Origin of the sequence: Acinetobacter sp. ANC 4779 (assembly GCF_004331055.1) — a bacterium.
Lineage (GTDB): Bacteria > Pseudomonadota > Gammaproteobacteria > Pseudomonadales > Moraxellaceae > Acinetobacter.
Map to the genome: position 1 here is coordinate 249,614 of NZ_SJNU01000003.1, position 20,666 is coordinate 270,279.

At 41.0% G+C, this 20,666-nt stretch carries 21 protein-coding genes; 13 read left to right on the forward strand and 8 right to left on the reverse strand.

Annotated features, from left to right (window positions below):
- Positions 1-83 precede the first annotated feature (83 nt).
- The 6 genes from E0H80_RS05890 to E0H80_RS05915 all read left to right on the forward strand — a co-directional run bounded on the left by E0H80_RS05890 (position 84) and on the right by E0H80_RS05915 (position 6,652).
- A complete protein-coding gene (locus tag E0H80_RS05890) occupies positions 84-572 on the forward strand; it encodes a monooxygenase family protein (RefSeq protein WP_131363999.1) in 489 nt (162 codons plus the stop codon).
- Positions 573-782: 210 nt separating this feature from the next.
- Positions 783-1,493, forward strand: a complete 711-nt coding sequence (locus E0H80_RS05895; RefSeq protein ID WP_131364001.1) for a phosphopantetheine-binding protein — start codon at positions 783-785, stop codon at positions 1,491-1,493.
- 129 nt (positions 1,494-1,622) lie between these two features.
- Positions 1,623-2,267 carry an RluA family pseudouridine synthase gene (locus E0H80_RS05900; protein ID WP_131364003.1) on the forward strand — a complete coding sequence of 215 codons (645 nt, stop codon included), beginning with the start codon at positions 1,623-1,625 and terminating at the stop codon, positions 2,265-2,267.
- A gap of 144 nt (positions 2,268-2,411) precedes the next feature.
- A complete protein-coding gene (gene rapA, locus E0H80_RS05905) occupies positions 2,412-5,249 on the forward strand; it encodes an RNA polymerase-associated protein RapA (RefSeq protein WP_131364005.1) in 2,838 nt (945 codons plus the stop codon).
- A 151-nt stretch (positions 5,250-5,400) separates the two neighbouring features.
- On the forward strand, positions 5,401-5,667 hold the full coding sequence (locus tag E0H80_RS05910) for a PAAR domain-containing protein (RefSeq protein ID WP_131364007.1): 267 nt from the start codon (positions 5,401-5,403) through the stop codon (positions 5,665-5,667).
- A gap of 157 nt (positions 5,668-5,824) precedes the next feature.
- Positions 5,825-6,652: an alpha/beta fold hydrolase gene (locus E0H80_RS05915; RefSeq protein ID WP_131364009.1), complete on the forward strand. Its 828-nt coding sequence runs from the start codon at positions 5,825-5,827 to the stop codon at positions 6,650-6,652.
- 52 nt (positions 6,653-6,704) lie between these two features.
- On the opposite strand, the gene fabR is transcribed toward E0H80_RS05915, so the two are convergent.
- Entirely contained in the window at positions 6,705-7,400 is a 696-nt protein-coding gene (gene fabR / locus E0H80_RS05920; RefSeq protein WP_131364011.1) for an HTH-type transcriptional repressor FabR, read from the reverse strand.
- A gap of 139 nt (positions 7,401-7,539) precedes the next feature.
- Between fabR and E0H80_RS05925 the strand changes: the two genes are divergently transcribed.
- The gene (locus tag E0H80_RS05925) at positions 7,540-8,607 is read left to right on the forward strand and encodes a ferredoxin reductase (protein WP_131364013.1); all 1,068 of its coding nucleotides are present in this window, start codon (positions 7,540-7,542) and stop codon (positions 8,605-8,607) included.
- A 14-nt stretch (positions 8,608-8,621) separates the two neighbouring features.
- Entirely contained in the window at positions 8,622-9,716 is a 1,095-nt protein-coding gene (locus E0H80_RS05930; protein WP_131364017.1) for a fatty acid desaturase family protein, read from the forward strand.
- 108 nt (positions 9,717-9,824) lie between these two features.
- On the opposite strand, the gene E0H80_RS05935 is transcribed toward E0H80_RS05930, so the two are convergent.
- Both E0H80_RS05935 and E0H80_RS05940 read right to left on the reverse strand, forming a co-directional pair.
- Positions 9,825-10,475: an HAD-IB family hydrolase gene (locus tag E0H80_RS05935; protein WP_131364019.1), complete on the reverse strand. Its 651-nt coding sequence runs from the start codon at positions 10,473-10,475 to the stop codon at positions 9,825-9,827.
- Complete coding sequence (locus E0H80_RS05940) at positions 10,442-11,650, reverse strand: DUF1615 family protein (protein WP_131364021.1); 1,209 nt, start codon at positions 11,648-11,650, stop codon at positions 10,442-10,444. The genes E0H80_RS05935 and E0H80_RS05940 overlap by 34 nt, the downstream gene beginning before the upstream one ends.
- Before the next feature lie 82 nt (positions 11,651-11,732).
- Here E0H80_RS05940 and dusB point away from each other — a divergent pair, with 82 nt between their 5' ends.
- Positions 11,733-12,755 (forward strand): tRNA dihydrouridine synthase DusB, encoded by a 1,023-nt coding sequence (gene dusB, locus E0H80_RS05945; RefSeq protein ID WP_131364023.1) that lies wholly within the window; start codon positions 11,733-11,735, stop codon positions 12,753-12,755.
- Positions 12,756-13,026: 271 nt separating this feature from the next.
- Positions 13,027-13,650, forward strand: coding sequence for a hypothetical protein (locus E0H80_RS05950; RefSeq protein ID WP_131364025.1), 624 nt, complete (start codon positions 13,027-13,029; stop codon positions 13,648-13,650).
- A gap of 83 nt (positions 13,651-13,733) precedes the next feature.
- On the opposite strand, the gene E0H80_RS05955 is transcribed toward E0H80_RS05950, so the two are convergent.
- Positions 13,734-14,777 (reverse strand): NAD(P)H-dependent flavin oxidoreductase, encoded by a 1,044-nt coding sequence (locus E0H80_RS05955; protein WP_131364027.1) that lies wholly within the window; start codon positions 14,775-14,777, stop codon positions 13,734-13,736.
- A gap of 207 nt (positions 14,778-14,984) precedes the next feature.
- On the opposite strand from E0H80_RS05955, the gene E0H80_RS05960 reads away from it, so the two are divergent.
- From E0H80_RS05960 to E0H80_RS05970, 3 genes are read left to right on the forward strand one after another with little or no spacing between them, the layout of a single operon-like run.
- The gene (locus tag E0H80_RS05960) at positions 14,985-16,244 is read left to right on the forward strand and encodes a putative DNA modification/repair radical SAM protein (RefSeq protein ID WP_131364029.1); all 1,260 of its coding nucleotides are present in this window, start codon (positions 14,985-14,987) and stop codon (positions 16,242-16,244) included.
- Positions 16,244-17,023: a TIGR03915 family putative DNA repair protein gene (locus E0H80_RS05965; protein ID WP_131364031.1), complete on the forward strand. Its 780-nt coding sequence runs from the start codon at positions 16,244-16,246 to the stop codon at positions 17,021-17,023. The genes E0H80_RS05960 and E0H80_RS05965 overlap by 1 nt, the downstream gene beginning before the upstream one ends.
- 53 nt (positions 17,024-17,076) lie before the next feature.
- The gene (locus tag E0H80_RS05970) at positions 17,077-17,598 is read left to right on the forward strand and encodes a hypothetical protein (RefSeq protein WP_171457816.1); all 522 of its coding nucleotides are present in this window, start codon (positions 17,077-17,079) and stop codon (positions 17,596-17,598) included.
- 68 nt (positions 17,599-17,666) lie between these two features.
- Here the strand turns inward: E0H80_RS05970 and E0H80_RS05975 are convergent, their stop codons facing one another.
- The 4 genes from E0H80_RS05975 to E0H80_RS05990 all read right to left on the reverse strand — a co-directional run.
- Complete coding sequence (locus tag E0H80_RS05975) at positions 17,667-18,878, reverse strand: YeeE/YedE family protein (RefSeq protein WP_131364033.1); 1,212 nt, start codon at positions 18,876-18,878, stop codon at positions 17,667-17,669.
- Positions 18,879-19,009: 131 nt separating this feature from the next.
- Positions 19,010-19,711, reverse strand: a complete 702-nt coding sequence (locus tag E0H80_RS05980) for a VIT1/CCC1 transporter family protein (protein WP_131364035.1) — start codon at positions 19,709-19,711, stop codon at positions 19,010-19,012.
- Positions 19,712-19,832: 121 nt separating this feature from the next.
- Positions 19,833-20,210: a hypothetical protein gene (locus E0H80_RS05985; protein WP_131364037.1), complete on the reverse strand. Its 378-nt coding sequence runs from the start codon at positions 20,208-20,210 to the stop codon at positions 19,833-19,835.
- A gap of 201 nt (positions 20,211-20,411) precedes the next feature.
- On the reverse strand, positions 20,412-20,666 hold a 255-nt coding region (locus E0H80_RS05990; protein WP_165494281.1), incomplete at its 5' end, for an FAD-dependent oxidoreductase.

The following is a 20,666-nucleotide window of genomic DNA, read 5'->3' on the forward strand; positions in this document are numbered from 1 at the left end:
AATAATTCTTTGCCCACCTTCCAATAAGAATTAAAATTGATAAAAATCCTGATTTAATACTTATTCAAACGGAAAGAAAACTTATGGATATTAAAATAGGTCGTCATACTGCAAATTATTCAGATGATTTTGTTGTTTTATTTATTGGCTTTCGAATTAATAAGTTACTAAGAGTTAATGAATGGTTACCCGTTATGCGAGCCGCTAACTCGATGACTAAAAATGCGTTGAAGTTGCCAGGTCAACCTCTACTCAATTCTCAAACAGTATGGTCAATAGATGATCCTAGAGTTTTATTTTTCGTACAGCATTGGCGTTCTTTCGATGCATTAATCGCATGGGCCAACGATAATAATCTTGATCATAAATCTGCTTTGAAGGATTTTTTCAAGCGGACAGGCTACAACGGTAATGTAGGAATATGGCATGAAGCTTATAAATTATCAGCAGGTCAATTCGAAACAATTTATGCAAATATGCCTCGTATGAGTTTAGCTGCGGCTGGTGAGTATTCTACGCTACGAGAAGCATCACGAGGTAATGATCGTATGGGTGACCCTAAAGCTCGATGAATCAATTCCCTATATCTAGTAAAATCTTATCCAATATAAATATTTAGGGCAAATTAAACTAAGAGATAAAAAATATATGGCTATTTAACATAATGGTCGTTATACGAAATTCATATTAAAAAAATATTTCGGTTACTTGAGAAGCTTATCAAACAAATCAATCTAAGCTAGCATTGTCTAACTATGTAAATGTTGGATAAATAATCTCACATGCTGTATCCCATGCCGAAAAAAATTCAACTTGCACCCTCTCAAGCCAAATGGCAGCTTGCTGCTGAAAATTCAGTATTAGTTCTTGTTGGATTGCAAAATTTGCGTATGCAGGCCGGAATTCAAGACACTGATTTGATGAGCAATCTAATCCAGATCAGCAATAAAGCCAAAGCATTAGACATTCCAATTGTTGATTTGTACGGTGATGATTTGATACAGGGGATGCAACAACTCGGAGAATATGCATCATCGGATCCACAAATGATATTTGCAGGGCAGGTGAGTCCGATGCTCAAGCAGATCTTGCCGCATCTACAAAGTGTCTCCGAGCAAATTTGTGTGGTTGATGATGCGATTTTATTGTCGAATCAAGACCAGCATATCCAGTGGATTGAAAATATCTCGGCACAAGGTTTGCATCACATGACTAGCTATAGTTTGACTCGGCTATGGGATTTAAGTGCACCGTCAAATTATGTAATTTCACCCAAGGGAATTATGCTTGCTGTTGCAGAGCAGTTGAACATGGATGCGCTGGAAATTGATCCTTATGTCGATTTGAGACAATACGGTTTGGATTCTATCGCCATTGTCACTTTGGTCGGCATTTGGCGTGCGCATGGTGCAAATGTGCGGTATGAAGATGTTTTAGAATATGCCTCTATACAGGAACTGGCGGGTTTTGTATTGCAATCCGCACGTTCATAACACGAAATTAAAATAATTTTTGAGCAAAATCGGAAAATCCGTCGTCAATTGCAGCATTGCGCATTGTAATTCTGCGCCAAGCTTCCTATCATTGCCGGCTTGTTTTCGCGATCCGCTTGGAATTGAACATTGAGTAATTTTCTAACCGAACACCTGATCCATCGTGACGAAGATTTTATGGTGATCCATAAACCTGCAGGTGTACTCACCGTTCCCGGTAAAACTGAAGATTTACAAGATTGCGTGATCAACCGATTATTAAAAATAGAACCGCAAACCTTACTGATTCATCGTCTTGATCGTGATACTTCTGGTATTCTGGTGTTTGGCCTGACCAAATGGGGACAAAAAACCATTTCCCGTCAGTTTCAGGAACGCCAAACCGAGAAGACCTATCAAGCGGTCGTTGCCGGACATCTTGAGGGCGAAGGCACGGTTGATGTACCGGTGATTTACGATCCTGAACATCCGCCTTTACATATTGCTGCTCCAGATCACAACAAGCCTGCGTTAACGCATTGGCAAGCCATCGAGCATTTTGAAATTCAAGGACAGGCGGTAACGCGTGTCAAACTTACTCCCATTACAGGTCGTTCACATCAGCTTCGTGTACATATGCAGTATCTCGGTCATCCGATTGTCGGTGACACCTTATATACAACACCAGAACAGCAACAGTTGATTCCTCGACTGTGCTTGCATGCTGAACACTTGAGTTTTTATCATCCCCAAACAGAGGAGCGGGTAGAGTTTTATTATCCTGTTCCTTTTTAAGGTAAAAACTTTTTAATCGTCATCGGTTTTGCGCACTTTTTAGTGGGCTTTATGTCAAAATATATTGCTTAAAGACCTGTTTTCTTGCTCAAATACTCATCAGGTTTTGATCGTGAAAATAAGTGTCCTCATTTTTAGATAAAGGTGGAAAAATTGCATCAGTTTGCTATTGGTCAGCGTTGGTTATCAGATACAGAAACAGAGCTTGGATTAGGGGTTCTCATTGATGTAGATGAACGATCGGTTAGCATCTTATTCCCGAAGAGTGATGAAACACGTGTTTACGCACGTAACAATGCACCTTTATCGCGTATTGTTTTTAACATTAAAGATGAATTGCAGGATCAGGAAGGCACCAAGTGGCTGGTCGAGTCTTTTGAAGACCGTCATGGCGTAGTTCGTTATAACGTAATTCGTACCCTGGAAGATGGTACTGAAGAACGCAAAGCTTTAAATGAAACCCGTGTTGGCGCACAGATTCAGCTTTCAAAGCCGCTGGACCGTTTGCTTGCCAGTCAAGTGGACTATAAAGAATGGTATGACCTTCGTATTGAAGCCTTGATGATGCAAGCCAATATGAAATCAAGTCCATTGCGTGGCATGATTGGCGCGCGTGTGGGTCTGATTCCGCATCAGCTTTATATTGCACATGAAGTCGGTCAGCGTTTTGCACCGCGTGTTCTGCTTGCAGATGAAGTAGGCTTGGGTAAAACCATTGAAGCAGGCTTGATCATTCATCAGCAGCTTAAAACCGGTCGTTCTGACCGTATCCTGATTTTAGTGCCAGATTCACTGCAATATCAGTGGATGATTGAGATGCGTCGCCGTTTCAATTTACAGTTCTCATTATTTGATTTGACCCGTACCGCGTCTATTAAAGAACATGATCCAGATTTAAATCCATTCCTGACTGAGCAATGCATTATTGCCAGTGTGGATTTGATGGTCGATCACGAAGATTTACGTGAACAGGCTTTAGAAGCCGGTTTCGATCTTCTTGTTGTCGATGAAGCACATCACCTGATGTGGAGTGAAGAAGAGGGTGGTAACGACCGTTATGACCTTGTTGAAGAGCTTGCTGAAAAAACGCCGGGCGTGTTATTGCTTACCGCAACACCTGAACAGTTGGGTGTAGAAAGCCATTTTGCCCGTTTACGTCTGCTCGATCCGCAGCGCTTTAGCTCACTCGATCGCTTCTTAGATGAAGAAGAGCAATATCACCACACGGCAAAAATTGCTGAAGTGCTGATGTCGGATCTGCCTTTGGAACCAGACCATTTGGCTGCGATTGAAGGCTTATTGGGTCATAGTATTCAGGATGAGCCAGAACAGCGTTTTCGCGCCATTCATGAATTATTAGACCGTCATGGTACTGGCCGTATTTTATTCCGTAATACTCGTGAAGCCATTCGAGGTTTTCCTGGCCGTGACTGTCAACCTGCACCGTTACCGGCACCTGCTCAATGGTCGAAAGACGGCAAGTTACGTGAACAAATGTGGCCTGAAGAAGCGCAGCTTGATGGTGCTTGGATGGAACATGATCCACGTGTGCTGTGGCTGATGGAAATGCTGCGTACCGAGCTGAAACACAAAAAAGTGTTGCTCATCGCGCGTACAGGTCCAGTGGTCGAAGCTTTGGAAAATGTGCTTCGTTTACATGCCGGTATTCGTACTGCCATGTTCCATGAAGGCATGAGCTTACTTGAACGTGACCAAGCAGCCGCTTATTTCGCAGAAGAGTCTTATGGTGCGCAAATTTTATTATGTTCTGAAATTGGTTCAGAAGGACGTAACTTCCAGTTTGCCTCTGACCTCATCCTGTTTGACTTACCTGCAAATCCGGATGTTTTAGAACAACGTATTGGTCGTTTAGACCGTATTGGTCAAGAAAACCGTATTCAAATTCATGTGCCTTATTTGGTTGGTACGGCGCAAGAGCGTATGTTCCGCTGGTATAACGAAGGTTTAAATATCTTCAGCAATATTTCGCCCACTGCGCAAACGCTACAAGAAAACTTCATTGCTAAATTAAAAGGCTGTTTATTGGCTGATTTAGGACAACAGTTTGAAGATTTGCTTGAAGAAGTCAGTGTTCAGCGTGAAGCCTTGGAAACAGAATTGCAGCAAGGTCGTGACCGTTTGCTGGAATACAACTCATGTCGTCCAATTGTGGCGCAAGAAATTGTTCAAGCGCTTGAAAACTACGATGACAACACCACTTTGCCTATGTTTATGAAGCGCTTCATGGCATCAACAAACATCGATTTTGATGAGCAAAGCAATGGTACCGTAATCATCAAGCCAACCGATCAAATGCAGGTACAAGGCTTGTCTCTTGATGAAGAGGGTATGACCGCAACTTTCTATCGTGATCAGGCTTTAATCCGTGAAGATGCGCAATACTTAACGCTGGAACATCCATTCACTGAAAGTGTGATGGAAATGATTAATACCCAGTCATTTGGTAGTACCAACGTCGCACTGTTAAAATCGAATGCCTTGAAACAGGGTTCTTTATTGTTAGAAGTGTGGTTTAAAGTGGATGTCATTGCACCAAAAGCATTGAACCTGCCTTCTAGCTTGCCACAACAGTTGATTCGTGTATTGCTCAGCGAAACCGGTCAGGACTTATCTGCCAAGATTGATCCGAGTATTTTAAAACCGTATTTGCATCATTTAGATAGTAATAGCTGCCGTCAGGTGGTGAAAGCTCGCCGTGATGTGATTGAGGAACGTTATACACAAGCGCTTGATATTGCTAAAACCGCACTGCCGAACTTTAAACAGCAAGCCAGAGAAGTGTATGGCAATAAGTGGCAATATGAAATTGACCGTTTAACTTACTTGAAACAATTTAATCCAAGTATTCGTGAAGATGAAATTGCCCGCTTACAAAAATTTCAATCAGAAGGCATTAGCCTGCTGGATGGTTTATCGGTAACACCAGAAGCCATTCAGGTGTTGGTTGTAGTTAAGCCGTAATTTTTAAACTTGTTCTAGAAAGCACCTTCGGGTGCTTTTTTATTGTTGAAAATTCTCTCGTTTATGTTTGTGTGAACAGTGGACGATTAGAGCCTGTAATTCACCTTGTGCTAAGATGGCGTATAAATTTTATAAATAAAATTAGAAAAATATGGCTAAATCTTTAGTGACTCTGGGCTCGTCAACCACGCATGGCGGCATTGTCTCCGAATGTGAAAATACATTTATCATCAATGGAATTGCAGTGCATTTGCATGGTATGAAACATTATTGTCCCCAATGTCACGTAGTGGTGTCTGCTGTCGCTACAGATCAATCTACCATTGTGAAAGGACGGGGAGTTGTTATTGCTGGAGATAAGACCACGTGTGGTGCAACTTTTCTAGGCAATCAATTTCTGGTTATTTCACAGAAATAATGGTAATGCATTGAAAAATATTTTTATCATAATGCTTCATCATAAAGAAAGACTGACTTTAAAGTCAGCTGATCTACGATTTAATGATTTGCATTAAGCAGACTTTTCCTTAAGCTAGACGTCGTTCATAGGTTTAATAAAAGAAGAGTTTACCTACATGCAGGATTCATTATTTAATAGGACCGCGATTCATTTTACCCATGCCAATGGAATTCCTGCACCAAGTTATCAAAAGTTTTTTGCCTGCTTTGAAGATGAGTTTGATTTGAAAGCCATTCCTATGATTGGAATGGATCCGCAATATCCGATTACCCATGATTGGCGCTATTTGGTTGATCAAATTATTAATGATGTTGAACAGAAATTTCAGGGAAAAAAGGTCATAGGTCTTGGGCATTCTTTTGGCTCATTACTCACGCTCATGAGTGCCTATAAGCGTCCTGATTTATTTTCACAATTGATAATTATGGACCCGCCTTTTGTGATTGGTTCCAAATCACCCATATTCGAGATTGCAAAAAAATTAAACCTTAAGTCAACCGACCGGTTCACACCCGCAGGAATTACCTTAAAACGTACAGATCACTGGGAAAATCATGAGCAAGCCTATGCTTCCATGCGGTATAACTCATTATTTAAACATTTTGATGAAAGCTGTTTTCAGGATTTTTTAGCCTGTGGTTTGCAAGCAGATATTCAACGTGGAGGCTTGACTTTGGCTGTGCCTAAAAGTGTTGAAGCGCAGATTTTTAGAACGGTGCCGGCATGGTGGTGGCGTACGCCAAGAAAAGCCCCAGCTGTGCCTGTACATTTAATGAGTGCGCAGAACAGCCCCTTTTACAAGCAAGGTTTTCCGCAAGCGATGCAAAAGATTTATCGGATTAATTATAGTTTAATGCCAGGCGGACATATGTTCCCATTGGAACAGCCCGAAAAAACAGCTGAACTGGTTAAATCCATTATTGCTCAGCAGAAAAGTATTTAAAAACACTTGAAGAATTCAATCAATCAGGATTGAATTCTAAAATATTCAACACTTAGCGAATTTGTGCTTCATCCAGATGACGTGCACCTTCCAAAATCATGCGTATCATAATCATGGTTTGTTCTGCAATTTCTTTGCGTTCAGTCATGGGCATATCAATTACGATCGCACCCATATTAAACACCAATTGGGTGATGGCTTTTGCCACAATGTCAGGATGAAACAATTTACTGTGATTAAGACGTTCCAAACGAATCAGATCATCTTTTAATTCTTGTTGAAAATAATTTAACTGGCGCTCAACCGCTAATTTATAAGAAGCAGAACCGGTATAGGCTTCACGCAGTAATAAGCTTAGATTTCCTTCATCTGCATCTAACTGTTCAATAAAAACTTCAACTGAACTGCGAATAATACTGCTTTGTTTGGACGCTTTTAGGCGTGCCTGATGCAAAATTTGACGTAATACATTCCCTGAACGATCAATCAATTCAATTGCAAGTTCATCTATATCTTTGAAATGTCGATAAAAACTATTCGGAGCAATACCTGCTTCACGGGCTACTTCACGCAGGCTTAAGGATGAAATACTTTTTTGAGGACCAATTAAATTAAGTGCAGCTTGAAACAGTTCTTCTTTGGTAATTGTTGCTTTTCGACCAACCGTACGGACCATAACCAGCTCATGAGCAAGGCCTTGGGGAGTGGTTATGACATCAACATTTTTTTTGATTGAAGACTGATTCATATTTTTCAAAGGATTAGAGGTACCCAACCATTATAGCGGTTGCTAGCTCAGTTGGGAAATGAATAGAAACAATACGAATATATATACAAATATATATACATGTGTATAATAATTAAAATTCAATCGCGTGGTGCTTACTGTGCATGTGTTAGAAAAAACCAAATCTCCCTTGGGATCTCTTGCTGAAACTGTTATTGATCAGCATGCAGCAAACTTTTGGCTGCAAAAAATTAATCCGCTTTGGTCAGTTAACCAGGCGTTGGGCAAAATTGTTGAAAAAGAAAATTCTGCTCAAAATATGGTGAGCCTCACCATTCAGTTCAATCGTCATTTTAAGGTGGGACAAGCAGGACAGCATCATCCGATCTTTGTAGAAGTCGATGGTATTCGCTATGAACGCAGCTATAGTTTGACTCAACTTGATTCACAACGTGTTTTGTTGACGGTGAAAAAAGTCGATCAGGGCAAAGTCAGCTCTTGGTTGGTTGAACAGTCGCAAGTGGGTGATGTCCTTGAATTTGGGCAGCCTTATGGCGATATGCTGTTATCTGAACAGGCTCAAGCGATAGTGTTGCTTGCTGCGGGTAGTGGTATTACACCGATGCTAAGTTTACTCGAAGCCCTGTCTAAAACAGATCGCATGATTCAAGCACCTATTCAGTTGTTGTATTGGGTTAGAGAATATGCAGATGTCGCTTTCAAAGCACGTTTTGAACAGCTTGTTGCACAATATCCAAATTTTTCATTTCAGGTTTTTTATACCCAAGAAGCCGATGCCGGTAAGCGCCTAAACCAAGACCATGCTGCATTGCTGAAAAATATTGAAAATAGCGTGGTGTATGCGTGCGGTCCATCTGGATTCGTCGCCCAGGCTGAACAGTTATTTGCACATGCACAAAGTTTTAAAAGTGAAGCTTTCAGCATGACAGCTCTGGAAAATTCTGAAACCGGCTTTGTAAATGTAACCTTATTGAAATCGAAAAAAGTGCTGGCCATTCCAAAGGGCCAGTCAATTTTAGCCAGCCTTGAGCAGCAGAATGTTAAACCCGTTCATGGCTGCCGTATGGGAATCTGTAATAAATGTGTCTGCAATAAAGTCGAAGGTTCAACCAGGAATCTGGTAAATGGCGGACAAAATACAGAACCCGGTAATTTATTAAAAATTTGTATCAATTCAGCACAGTCTGATCTTGTTATTGATTTATAAGTGAGTCAAATATCATGAATATGCCCGTAAAAATAGAATATTTTAAAAATCCTAAAAATGGTGAGCTCACTCAATCTCAGTTAGATGGATTGGCACGTGAGTTAGATGCCATTAAACAAGAAGTGTTAGATGATATTGGGGAAAAGGACGCGAAATATATTCGCCGTGTTTATTCAACCGTGCGTTATTCATCCATCGCAGGTCGTGCCTGTTTGTTTGCAGGTTGGTTTCCGCCAGCATGGCTTTTAGGTACAGCTTTACTTGGTTTTTCTAAAATCATGGAAAACATGGAGCTGGGTCATAATGTCATGCATGGTCAATATGACTGGATGAATGATCCAAAATTCCATGGTCCAAGTTATGAGTGGGATATTGTTGGCACAGCGGATAACTGGCGTCAAACCCATAACTATAAACATCATACCTACACCAATATTAAGGGTATGGATGATGATATCGGTTATGGACTGCTTCGACTTTTCCCGGAACAACGCTGGAAACCCGGCTATCTTTTACAACCGATTTATGCAATTCCATTTTGCCTATTGTTCCAATGGGGCGTAGCGATTCAGAACCTTGAATTAGGGAAAGTATTGTTTGGTCGTAAAACCAAAGAACAAGCGAAAGAAGAATGGCTTCCGATGCAACGCAAAATCACTAAACAATTGTTTAAAGATTATGTGTTCTTCCCATTAATTGCCGGTCCGGCAGCTTTACCTGTTTTAGCGGGTAACTTGGTGGCGAACGGTATGCGTAATATTTGGACTTTTAGTATTATTTTCTGTGGTCACTTTACGAAAGATGTTGAAGTCTTCCCAAAAACAGTACTTGAAAACGAAAGTCGCGGTCACTGGTATATGCGTCAGATTCGTGGCTCATCGAATTTAACCGGTTCAGAAGCCTTTCATATTTTGACCGGGCATTTAAGTCATCAAATTGAACATCATTTATATCCAGATGTTCCGGCACGTCGCTATCGTAAAATGGCACCAAAAGTACAAGCAGTTTGTGAAAAGTATGGCTTAAACTACAACAATGCCAGTCTGATCAAACAATACGGAAGCGTGATTAAACGTATTGCTAAATATGCTTTTCCATTTAAGAAATAAATAAAATCTCAAATAAAAAGCCACTTTAATTGAAGTGGCTTTTTTAATTGTGGATATGCGCGCATAAGGTTTTAATCAAATTGCTGTAATTGCCTTTTTTGCAGTTCTTTAAATTGCAATTTGAATATAGGCAGGTAATTGAGGGATGGTTGTATCTACGCCGATCATATAGCGATGATCAGCTAGTTCCAGCATTTCCTTATCTTCAATGCTATTTCCATAGGCATAAATTACAGAATAATGGTCTAAAGAATACTTTTCTAAAATACGCTGCTTTTTTTGCTCCGAACTGCAGTCTGGAGTCGTGTATTGACCAGTATAAGTATCATTTATTTGTTCAGTCTGGGTACAGATTAAATCAATATTCAATAAGCGACAGACAGGTTGCAGATAGATATCAACTGATGCAGAAACCAGGACAACTTCATCGCCTAAAGCCTGATGCTGTCTAAGTTGTTTCAGCAAAGGCGGATTTAACTTAGATACTAAATTGTTAGCATATTCCTGAGCAATTTTCTCTAATTCTAAAGCATTTGCATTACTAAACATTGCACGAAATAATTTAGAGCGCATGGCATGTGCAGGGTAAGCATTTAAATAATAGGCTTGAATCCAAGGCAGGATTTTAATGCCTTGTTTAACGATATGACGTTTAGATAAAGCATAAAAGATAAACCCCGTAAAACTGTCTTTTTTACAAAGGGTTCCATCAAAATCAAAAAGCGCTAAATTTTTATTCTTTTTGCTCGTTGCATACATGATTGATATCTTCCATTTACGCGTGTTGCAAACCAGTTGGTATTATATTCACGGCTTAGTTTAGGACCAGAAATGACAACTTCAGGCATAATCGCATACATAGGGTCTTTGCCTGTTTTCTCATGGTAGAGCTTGGTTACAGCACGATAGGTGGCTGTATCTTCAAAAGCTTTATCCTTTTCTTTTTTCAAGTCCGAACGAATTTGGCGTGGTGTGACCAATATATTGTTGGCTGCAAAAACACTAATCAGTTCGCGTTCAGACTGGCTACCGACAGAACGGATTGAACCCTCTTTAGTGTAAAGCAACAAGTCGCCATCCAGTTCTAGCTCAGCTGCGGTTAAATCATTCAGCATGCTTTGAAAGGCGGCGTTGCGACTTGAATACATACCCGAGTTATAATCTGCAAAACGATAAATGGCTTTGTCGTAATCGGCAGGGTACATCATTAAACGGTGAATGCCGTAATACAAACCGCCATACTGGCTATATAGGTCAGTACGTAATTCGGCGATATTGCCGCCTTGACGTTTGTGTTCTTTGACATAGCCAATATGGACTTGCATTGAGCCCAATGTAGTAACTGGATTTAATTTTTCAGCAATATCCTGTCCAACCAGTTTAGCGGCGCCTGTTAATGCGCTGACATGATAATGCTTTGACATATAAGTAAAAATTTCACGATATAATTCATCTAATTCTCGTTCAGTTTTTACCCGGCGCATTTGGCTTAAATAGTTATCTTCAGGGCTAGGCTGATTTTTTAAGACTTCCTGAAAATAGCCTGCAACGGTTCCGCCAATTGCATCACCCAATTTATCTTTAAATTTTTCATCCAAACGGTCCTGAACTTCTTTAACCGCTTTTGCGCCTAAACCGGCTACTTGCGGGTCGGCAACAAAGTTGGACTCTTGATCAACAACGGCCACAATGCTGCAAATGTTTTCTTTGGTTTGGGGGATACCGAGCTGGTCAGTAATATCGAAAATATCTTTGGCCCATGAGCTACGATCATTGACACGTGGTGGAACAAGATGCTTGATTTGATCTTGTTCTAAAGTCGGTTCATTATTTTTTGACCACCAGGAACTATCGCCACATGCTACCAAGCTAAGAGACAAAGCTAAAACACTCAAAGATTTAACGTAAGATGAATGAACAAAAGTTTTTTTCATAATGATGAAAACATATTCCAAAAGGATGAGCCAATACCGCAGATGCAGTATACTATGCCGGTCGAAAAAGTGATGAATTTATATGTATATTGGTCCATATCAGCTGTCAAATAATTTAATTGTTGCTCCCATGGCAGGTGTTACGGATCGTCCCTTTCGGACGTTATGTAAGTATTTTGGCGCAGGACATGCTGTCAGTGAAATGATGACCTCAGACCAGACCTTACGCATGAGTAAGAAAAGTTTGTACCGTGCCAATTTTGATGGTGAACTTGCGCCGATATCTGCACAAATTGCAGGTTCCGACCCATTCGAGCTTGCCGAAGCAGCACGTTATCAGGTTGCCAATGGTGCACAGATCGTTGATATCAATATGGGCTGTCCCGCCAAAAAAGTCTGTAATAAACTGGCAGGTTCTGCATTATTAAAAGATGAAGATCTGGTTGCACGTATTTTAGATACGGTCGTGGCTGCTGTGGATGTGCCGGTGACTTTAAAAACGCGTTTAGGGTATTTAAATGGCCATGAAAATATTATGCGGGTGGCCAAACGTGCCGAAGAAGCGGGTATAGCCGCATTGGCATTGCATGGTCGGACCCGTGAAGACATGTATTTAAATACTGCGCGCTATAGTTTGATTAAAGAAGTCAAACATATGCTGAATATTCCTGTGATTGCCAATGGCGATATCGACAGTCCTGAAAAAGCCAAATATGTGCTCGACTACACTGGTGCTGATGCGGTCATGATTGGACGGGCAGCACAAGGAAGACCGTGGATTTTCCGTGAAATTTCTCACTATTTAGCTACTGGGACGCACTTGGCTGCACCGAATATTCAGGAAGTGAAAGATGTGCTGTTGGGGCATTTATCTGAACTGTATGACTTCTATGGAGAATATTCGGGTTGCCGGATTTCACGTAAACATATTGCTTGGTATACCAAAGGATTGCGTTCAAGTAATGAGTTTCGTCAGAACATGTATAAAGTTGAAAGTACGGCTGAACAATTCAATGTAGTTGAAGACTATTTTAATCAGTTACTCACTCAAGGTGAAATTATGAGTGATGTACAAATTGAACAGGTTAATCTGCTGCAACTCTGATGTAATCAATACTGATAGAAAAAACAATCAAGGTGCTGTTGTGGAGAAAATACCTTTTTTTATCTCGGGTCATGTTTTCTCAACACACCGGTTACATGAAATATCTTCTTATACATAGCGCCGTCCTTTATTCACTGAAACTGGACAGGACTTGAACATTATTTACCTAAATTTTCTCTATGCTGAAAGTCTACATAGATAACAAGATGTAATTTTAGTCTTGTCCAAGCAATGTTGTTTAAAGAAGAAATAAGATCGAGGGAGATGAAAAATGACCAGTACTAATCGACCAGTTTCAGATATTAATCCGGCAGCTGCAACAGAACGTTCTCCAGAACACAGTGATGCAATCAATAATGATGCGCTAAAATCGAGTCCAGCCACCGATGCCAGTGCGCGTCCTGATCTAAATTCGCCAGCGACTGAAAGCCATCGTGTACCAGATATGACTGAAGCAGGTGATCATTTGGCGGCAACCAGTGCCGGTACTGTAGGGGGTGCAGCTGTCGGGGCGACACTAGGTATGGTCGGTGGTCCCCCAGGCGCTGTAATTGGCGGTATTGTCGGAGGTATTGTGGGTGGGCTTGCGGGTAATGACATCGCACAAAAATCTAATCCAGAAGCGGAAGATGCTTACTGGCGCGAGCAACACCAAGACAGGCCTTACTTCCATGAAACACGTACTACACATCAAGATCTAGATTATGATCGGGATTATCGTGGGGCGTATGAAGTCGGATATAAAAATCGTCCTTTATTTGATAGCGATACCCATTTTGAACAGGTAGAGCCTGAACTACAAAGTCAATGGGAAGGCAGCAAAGGACAATCTCGTCTAAATTGGGAACAGGCAAAATATGCCGCTAAAGATGCGTGGCTGCGTGCTCATCGCTAATCTGTTATTCATGTAAATGTTAAGTTAAAAAACCTCTCTTTTGAGAGGTTTTTTTCATGGCTTTTTAATTTTGGGATAGAGGTTTAGTGTTGGATCATCTCTAAAACCAGTTGATTAATTAAATCGGCAGCTTCAATTTCTCGAATTTGTGCCACGTTGGTTCCTGCCCAAAATGCACCAAAACCATTTTCGCCTTGTGCTGTTGCTGCGGCATTCAGTTGTTTACCCAGATCATAGCAGTAGGGGTAGGTCGCAACAGCAGGCCGTTCAGGACGATCTACTTGAGTATGCCAGTGATTAATCAGGCCACGGGCAGGACGACCCGAAATGCTTGCGCTGATTTGGGTAATCGGGTTGCTAAACAGGGCTTTTCGATACGCAGCATTCGCATTGGAACTTTTACATTGTACAAAGGCTGTGCCTAGCTGAACGGCTGCTGCACCTAATTTCATTAATAACTGCGCTTGTTGCCCATTCATAATGCCGCCTGCTGCGACAATAGGAAGGCTACAGTATTGTTTAAGGAGTTGAACCAAATCTGCTGTTTTAACCGCGCTGTCAAATGTGTCATTGAAGATACCGCGATGTCCACCCGCCTCAATGCCTTGGGCAATAATGATATCAATACCTGCAGCTTCAATTTCTAGGGCTTCAGCCAGATTGGTGGCGGAAACCATAGTGATAATACCGGCAGATTTTAAAGCCTGAATCTGATGAGGATGAGGAATACCAAAATGAAAACTGACCGCCTTAGGCTTGGTTTCTAAAACCAGGTTTAGATAGTCGTCATTTTCTAAAAAGCTGGGATAAATACATTTTAATTCTGTTGGAGGAACAGCATGATACTTTTCAAATTGAGGCGCTAAATATTCAATCCATTGCTGTGCAATCTCGTGGTCTAATTCTAAACTTTGATGGCAGAAGAAATTTACCTGAAAAGGTTGATGGGTCAGTACTTGAGTCTCTAAAATTTGTTGACGTGCAGCTTCAACAGAAGTTGCTCCCAAGCCGAGTGAACCCAAACCTCCCTGATTAGAGACTTCGGCAGCCAATTTTGGGGTAGAAACACCCGCCATTGGAGCAAGGAAAATAGGATGTTTAATCTCGAGTTGTTGTAATAAAGTCATATTCGGTTCCTCCTCATCCGTATTACTTTGCCCAAGCCCTGAAAATTAAGCAAATAATATTCGTTATTTCCTGGTGAAATAAAAAAGAGTTTTTAGTGCCTGAATTAAAAAATAAAACGTCATTATTTGTCGCGTCCAAGATCAGTGAACAGCTCATTATGAAATTAAAATTTATAATGTGTTTTTATCGTCAAATGTTGCCTGCTTATGTCTGAACGGATCCGTGAAAAACTGCAAATTTTAGCCGATGCTGCCAAATATGATGTGTCGTGTTCTTCAAGTGGCAGTAACCGTAAAAACAAAGATAAAGGTTTGGGTAATACCGGTTCCGGCATTTGTCATAGCTATACCGAAGATGGTCGTTGTGTATCCTTACTAAAAATTTTATTTTCCAATGTCTGTATTTTTGACTGCTCTTATTGTGTATCGCGACGCTCCAACGATATAAAACGAGCCGCATTTACCGTACAGGAAGTGGTTGATTTGACCATGAACTTTTATCGCCGCAATTATATTGAAGGCTTATTTTTAAGTTCCGGTATTTTTAAATCGGCAGATTACACCATGGAACGTATCTTGCAAGTGGTGAAAAAATTACGCCTGGAAGAAAATTTTAACGGTTATATTCATCTAAAAACCATTCCTGGGGCATCAGAGGAAATCATTACTGAAGCGGGTCTGTATGTAGACCGGATGAGTATTAATCTGGAGATGCCGACTGTAGCAGGCTTGCAAAAATTTGCGCCCGAAAAAAGCCATGCAGAAGTGCAAAAAGATTTGGGCATTGTTCGCGACCGTTTAATTCAACTTAAAGATGAAGGCAAGCTCATACGCTCCGTTCCTAAGTTTGTTCCAGCAGGGCAAACTACACAGATGGTGGTGGGGGCATATAGTGAAACCGATCAGGATATTATTTTAATGGCAGATCGTCATTACAAAGAATTTAATCTGAAACGTGTCTATTACTCCGGTTATATTCCAATTAATGAGCAGGAAAAATCTTTGCCGGCGATTGGTTCCGCACCGCCTTTACTCAGAGAAAACCGTTTATACCAAAGTGACTGGTTAATGCGTTTTTATGGTTTTGAGGCCACAGAACTGGTCGATGAAAAATATCCGAATCTGGATTTAGATGTTGATCCCAAGCTGAGTTGGGCCTTGCGTCATCCGGAGCAATTTCCGGTCGATTTGAACAGCGCGGATTATCGAATGATTTTACGTGTACCGGGCATTGGAGTGCGTTCTGCGAAAAAAATTGTACAGGCACGTCGCTTTGGTAAAATTCATATTGATCAACTAAAACGTATAGGGGTGGCCTATAACCGGGCGCAACATTTTATTCGTTGTGCAGATACGCCTAAATTTATCAAAGAACAATTACCGAGCCAGATTCGTCATCAGATTTTACAGTCGGGACAGTCAAAATATACTCAACAACTCTCCCCACAATTAGGCTTTGGTTTCTAATGGCGACCTATGGCTTCGATGGCAGTATGAGGGGCTTGCTCAGTTGTGTATTTCGCGCATTTCAATTTAAAGATTTTCAAGTCAAGATCACCAGCGACGAACATGCCCAAAATGGATTATTTGATGATTTTATTCAGGTCGCTTCAAATGATGAGCAGGCGCAGCGTGTCTGGCAAGGATTAAAGAAAAAAACCTCGAGTCAAAGTCAGCGCAATTTTTACTATACTTTTCTATCGGAAAATCAAACTGCTTATCAGCACTTATTTAATTATTGCCTGTATATTTTTCAGCATAAATATAAGGTCGATGAAAATTATGGACATCCCGATGTTTTGGCCTTAGCACAGTGGACCAAACAGGTGGGGCGTGAAAAACATCGTATGGAAGCCTTTGTCCGTTTTAAGAAATGTCAGGATGGTTTGTTTTTAAGTCTGGTTCGACCAGATTTTAACGTTCTACCCTTGATTGAACGACATTTTAAAACGCGTTATCAGGATCAGACCTGGCTAATTTATGATGAAAAACGTAAGTATGGGATTTATTATGATTTGCAGCAGCTACATCAAATTGAAATGAATGCCAAGGAAGTAGATGCCAAGCTCGCTAGCGGTTTTAGTCAATCCTTTACTGTAGAACTGGATGAACAAGAATGGCTTTATGATCAGCTGTGGAAAGACTATTTCCAGAGTATAAATATTCAGGCACGACAAAACATGAAATTGCACATTCAATATGTACCGAAACGGTATTGGCGCTATATGAATGAAAAGTCAATTTAACCGGATAATTCAGGCATAATATGAGGTTGTATAATGCGACTACTGGGCAAGTGATGATGAAGCGGTTAATTTTTACGATTTTGGTTTCAAGTTTATTATTTTCAGCTTGTTCAAGCTCTGAACAGCATAAAACCCAGATTGACCCTCAACAATACAAAGTTCAAGATATCGCAAGTTTGCAACAGCGCTTTAAGACTTTAAATCAACAGTTATCTAAAAATTATCAGGCATTTAAAAAAACCAATAATATTGCCTTTTCAGATCAGTCGGTACTGGATGTCAATCAGCTCAGGACATTGGATCAGAATGCTGTAAGCCGGACTTCCTTAAAGCCGGTTAAACAGGCTTATTGTGAAATGATGAATGGATATTTTGCCGAGATGTATCATTTGGGCAATCAAAACCTGAATTTAATCGGGCAAGTCCAGTTACCCAATGCGCAGGGGGAAGATCTGGCAAAAAGTTTTGCAGATGCCGATCAGTTTTATGATTTTATTTTAAATCGTTATACGACCTACCGTCAGGCACAAGAAATTATGGGTTTTGGCTGTAATTTAAAAGCCGCTTTAAACTAAATACTAAAAAATAGAATGTATTAAAAAGCCCATCATCTGATGGGCTTTTTAATTTCAGTATTTTAGAATTAACAACCGGTTAATTTTTCAGGTTGTGGACGTTCACCCGGGAAGAAAATGGGACGAAGTTTGACACCAATGCCATTACCGATAAAGGCGAAAATCAGCCACAACCAGCCATGTAAACTGCCTGAGGCAATACCGCTGAAGTAAGCGCCAATATTACAGCCATAGGCTAAACGTGCACCATAACCGAGTAATAATCCGCCAACAACAGCAGCAATAAATGAACGCTTTGGAATGTTCAGGTTTGGTGCGAATTTACCCGCCAGACTTGCCGCCAATAATGCACCCAGCATAATGCCGAAGTTCATCATGGAAGTAATATCGAACCATAATGATTGCGATAGCGCTTTGGCATTACCCGGTAATTGCCAATAAGCCCAAGAGGCTACATCTACACCCATCAAACTTGCAGATTTAGCTGCCCAAACTGCAAGGGCAGAAGTGACACCCCAAGGACGACCGGCTAAAGCCAAGGTAGCAAAGTTAAGCAAGGTTAAAATAATCCCGCCCCAGACCAACGGCCATGGGCCACGTAGAAAACGTTTGAAACCTTGAGTTTCAGCAATGGGTTCGACTTCAAGTGAACCATGACGTCTTTTTTCAAAAAAGATGGTGGCAAATGCAATCGCGGCAAACAGAATAAAACTGACGATTAACGCAGGAATAACGCCCAGACTTGAAACTATAGAAATGGGTTCTAGGTGAGGCAGGTTAAACCACCAATCCAAATGTGTTGTTGCAATTAAAGACCCGAGACAGAAGAAAATCAGCGTTACGATCATGCGGGCACTACCGCCACCCACCGTGTAAAGTGTGCCGGAAGCACAGCCACCGCCCAATTGCATGCCTATACCAAAGATAAATGCACCAATCATCACCGACATGGAGACAGGGCTGACATTACCTTTAACCGGATTGCCAAACAGCTCACCAGCGCCTAAGGCCGGGAAAAACAGCAATACCGCAAGACCCAACATGATCATTTGGGCACGCAAGCCGCGACCACGACGTTCTTTAATAAAAACCCGCCAGCTGGAGGTAAAACCAAATGAAGCATGATAAAGCGTCATGCCTAAAGCACCGCCAACCAGAAACAATAAGGCTTGATTCAGCCCAACCACTTGATAGGCACCGAGTGTACCCACCAGCAAAAGAAAAAGAGCAACCCAGATCGAAAGATTAGATCGGTCGGATTTTGCAGCGATAACAGACATGGGCATATAAAATTGAATAAATGAATAATGATATTTTAATCGATTATTCACCTTTAATATTATCTAAACTGATAGATTATGGGATATTTAATTGAGAATAACTTATTTTATATATCAATAAAATAAATTAACTAAATGGGTTGAAGATTAAAGAGTGAACCAATCCATGCAGAGAAAGTCATGGCAATAATACCCCAAAGCGTAACACGCAAACTGCCTTTAACGAGGGAGGTGCCGGAAAAATAGCTTGATAATCCCCCCAGTATAGCTAAAGATAACACCCCAACAATCATGACAGTCATTGCCACATAGCGTTCCGGACTGACCAGAATTGAAAACATCGGAAATAATGCTCCCAGGGAAAAAGCCAGGGCAGAGGAACCAGCGGCCTGTAGGGGGTTGGCTGTTGTATTTTCATGAATCCCAATTTCATCTCTGGCATGTGCTTGCAAAGCATCATGCGTCGTGAGTTGTAGCGCAACCTCATGTGCAAGTTCAGGCTTTAAACCGCGCATAATATAGATTTGGGACAATTCTTTAAGCTCATGTTCAGGATTATGTTTAAGTTCATGAGCCTCCATATGCAAATCTGCTTTTTCAATATCTACTTGTGATTTGACAGAAATATATTCACCTGTGGCCATAGAGCTTGCCCCTGAAATCAAACCTGCAACACATGTGATGAGGAGGGTTTGCGATGAAGCTCCACTTGCGGCCATTCCTATAATTAAACTGGTGACTGAAATAATCCCATCATTTGCGCCCAATACTGCTGCACGGAGCCAACCAGTTCTTTGAATATAATGTTTTTCATGATGAATAGAATATGACATGCAAACATGCTCTTAAAAAATATTGGCACTTCAACCATATAAGAAGTAGAAAGGTAAAAGCAAGATTGTTAAAAAGTAAAAAAGCTCCTGATTAGGAGCTTTTTTACTTCAACAGTTAGACTTATTGTTGAGCTTTTTCTTTAACGTGAGCAGCGCCATTTTCCACAGCACCAGCGGTTGCTGCAGTCGCATCTTTCGCAGCATCTTTAGCATGTTCTGCAGCATTTTCGGCACGGTCAGCAGCATTATTCGCGGCTTTTGCAGTGGCATCAGCTGCATTATCCATTGCTGTTGCAGTGTTATCCGCTGCATTGTCCATTGCCGTTGCAGTGTTATTCGCGGCTTCAGCGGTTGCATTAGAAATATCATGACCTGCCTGATCTGCAGCATTCTGCATGTGTTCGCCAGTTGTCGCACCCGTTTCAGGGGCTTTGTCTTTGTTACAACCAACTAAAGCAACAGTAGCAGCAAGACCTAAAGCAACAAGTAATTTATTCATTTTCATATGTCCTTGTAATTGTTTTACCCAGATAAATGGGATAAAGCGAATATAATCGAAAAGTCTTTTAAATAACGCTCAAAAATTGTTGATTAAATGTAACGTTTGGTGAAAAAAAACGAGTGAAAAAAAAGGCTTATATCTACGGGGAGATATAAGCCATTTCTATTTTATCCAAATTTAATGGTCTGAATGATGCAATTATTGCCCTGAACGGATAATGTAATCAAAGGCCGACAGTGCTGCTTTGGCACCTTCACCGGTGGCAATGATGATCTGCTTGTACGGCACGGTGGTACAGTCACCGGCAGCAAACACCCCTTTGACACTGGTTTCGTTACGGTCATTAATCACAATCTCGCCACGGTTGGACAGTTCAACTTTCGACGCTTTCAGGAATTCTGTGTTCGGCAACAAACCGATCTGTACAAAGATTCCGGCCAGTTCAACTGTTTT

Excerpts from the sequence above, each read along its gene's own strand:
- E0H80_RS05940 (WP_131364021.1), bottom strand. The coding sequence starts at position 11,650 with ATGAAAAAAACTTTTGTTCATTCATCTTACGTTAAATCTTTGAGTGTT.
- E0H80_RS05985 (WP_131364037.1), bottom strand. The coding sequence starts at position 20,210 with ATGAATAAATTACTTGTTGCTTTAGGTCTTGCTGCTACTGTTGCTTTA.
- E0H80_RS05895 (WP_131364001.1), top strand. The coding sequence starts at position 783 with ATGCTGTATCCCATGCCGAAAAAAATTCAACTTGCACCCTCTCAAGCC.
- E0H80_RS05980 (WP_131364035.1), bottom strand. The coding sequence starts at position 19,711 with ATGTCATATTCTATTCATCATGAAAAACATTATATTCAAAGAACTGGT.
- E0H80_RS05915 (WP_131364009.1), top strand. The coding sequence starts at position 5,825 with ATGCAGGATTCATTATTTAATAGGACCGCGATTCATTTTACCCATGCC.
- E0H80_RS05950 (WP_131364025.1), top strand. The coding sequence starts at position 13,027 with ATGACCAGTACTAATCGACCAGTTTCAGATATTAATCCGGCAGCTGCA.
- E0H80_RS05955 (WP_131364027.1), bottom strand. The coding sequence starts at position 14,777 with ATGACTTTATTACAACAACTCGAGATTAAACATCCTATTTTCCTTGCT.
- fabR (WP_131364011.1), bottom strand. The coding sequence starts at position 7,400 with ATGAATCAGTCTTCAATCAAAAAAAATGTTGATGTCATAACCACTCCC.
- E0H80_RS05935 (WP_131364019.1), bottom strand. The coding sequence starts at position 10,475 with ATGTATGCAACGAGCAAAAAGAATAAAAATTTAGCGCTTTTTGATTTT.
- dusB (WP_131364023.1), top strand. The coding sequence starts at position 11,733 with ATGTATATTGGTCCATATCAGCTGTCAAATAATTTAATTGTTGCTCCC.
- E0H80_RS05965 (WP_131364031.1), top strand. The coding sequence starts at position 16,244 with ATGGCGACCTATGGCTTCGATGGCAGTATGAGGGGCTTGCTCAGTTGT.
- E0H80_RS05975 (WP_131364033.1), bottom strand. The coding sequence starts at position 18,878 with ATGTCTGTTATCGCTGCAAAATCCGACCGATCTAATCTTTCGATCTGG.
- E0H80_RS05910 (WP_131364007.1), top strand. The coding sequence starts at position 5,401 with ATGGCTAAATCTTTAGTGACTCTGGGCTCGTCAACCACGCATGGCGGC.
- E0H80_RS05960 (WP_131364029.1), top strand. The coding sequence starts at position 14,985 with ATGTCTGAACGGATCCGTGAAAAACTGCAAATTTTAGCCGATGCTGCC.
- E0H80_RS05890 (WP_131363999.1), top strand. The coding sequence starts at position 84 with ATGGATATTAAAATAGGTCGTCATACTGCAAATTATTCAGATGATTTT.
- E0H80_RS05970 (WP_171457816.1), top strand. The coding sequence starts at position 17,077 with ATGATGAAGCGGTTAATTTTTACGATTTTGGTTTCAAGTTTATTATTT.
- E0H80_RS05930 (WP_131364017.1), top strand. The coding sequence starts at position 8,622 with ATGAATATGCCCGTAAAAATAGAATATTTTAAAAATCCTAAAAATGGT.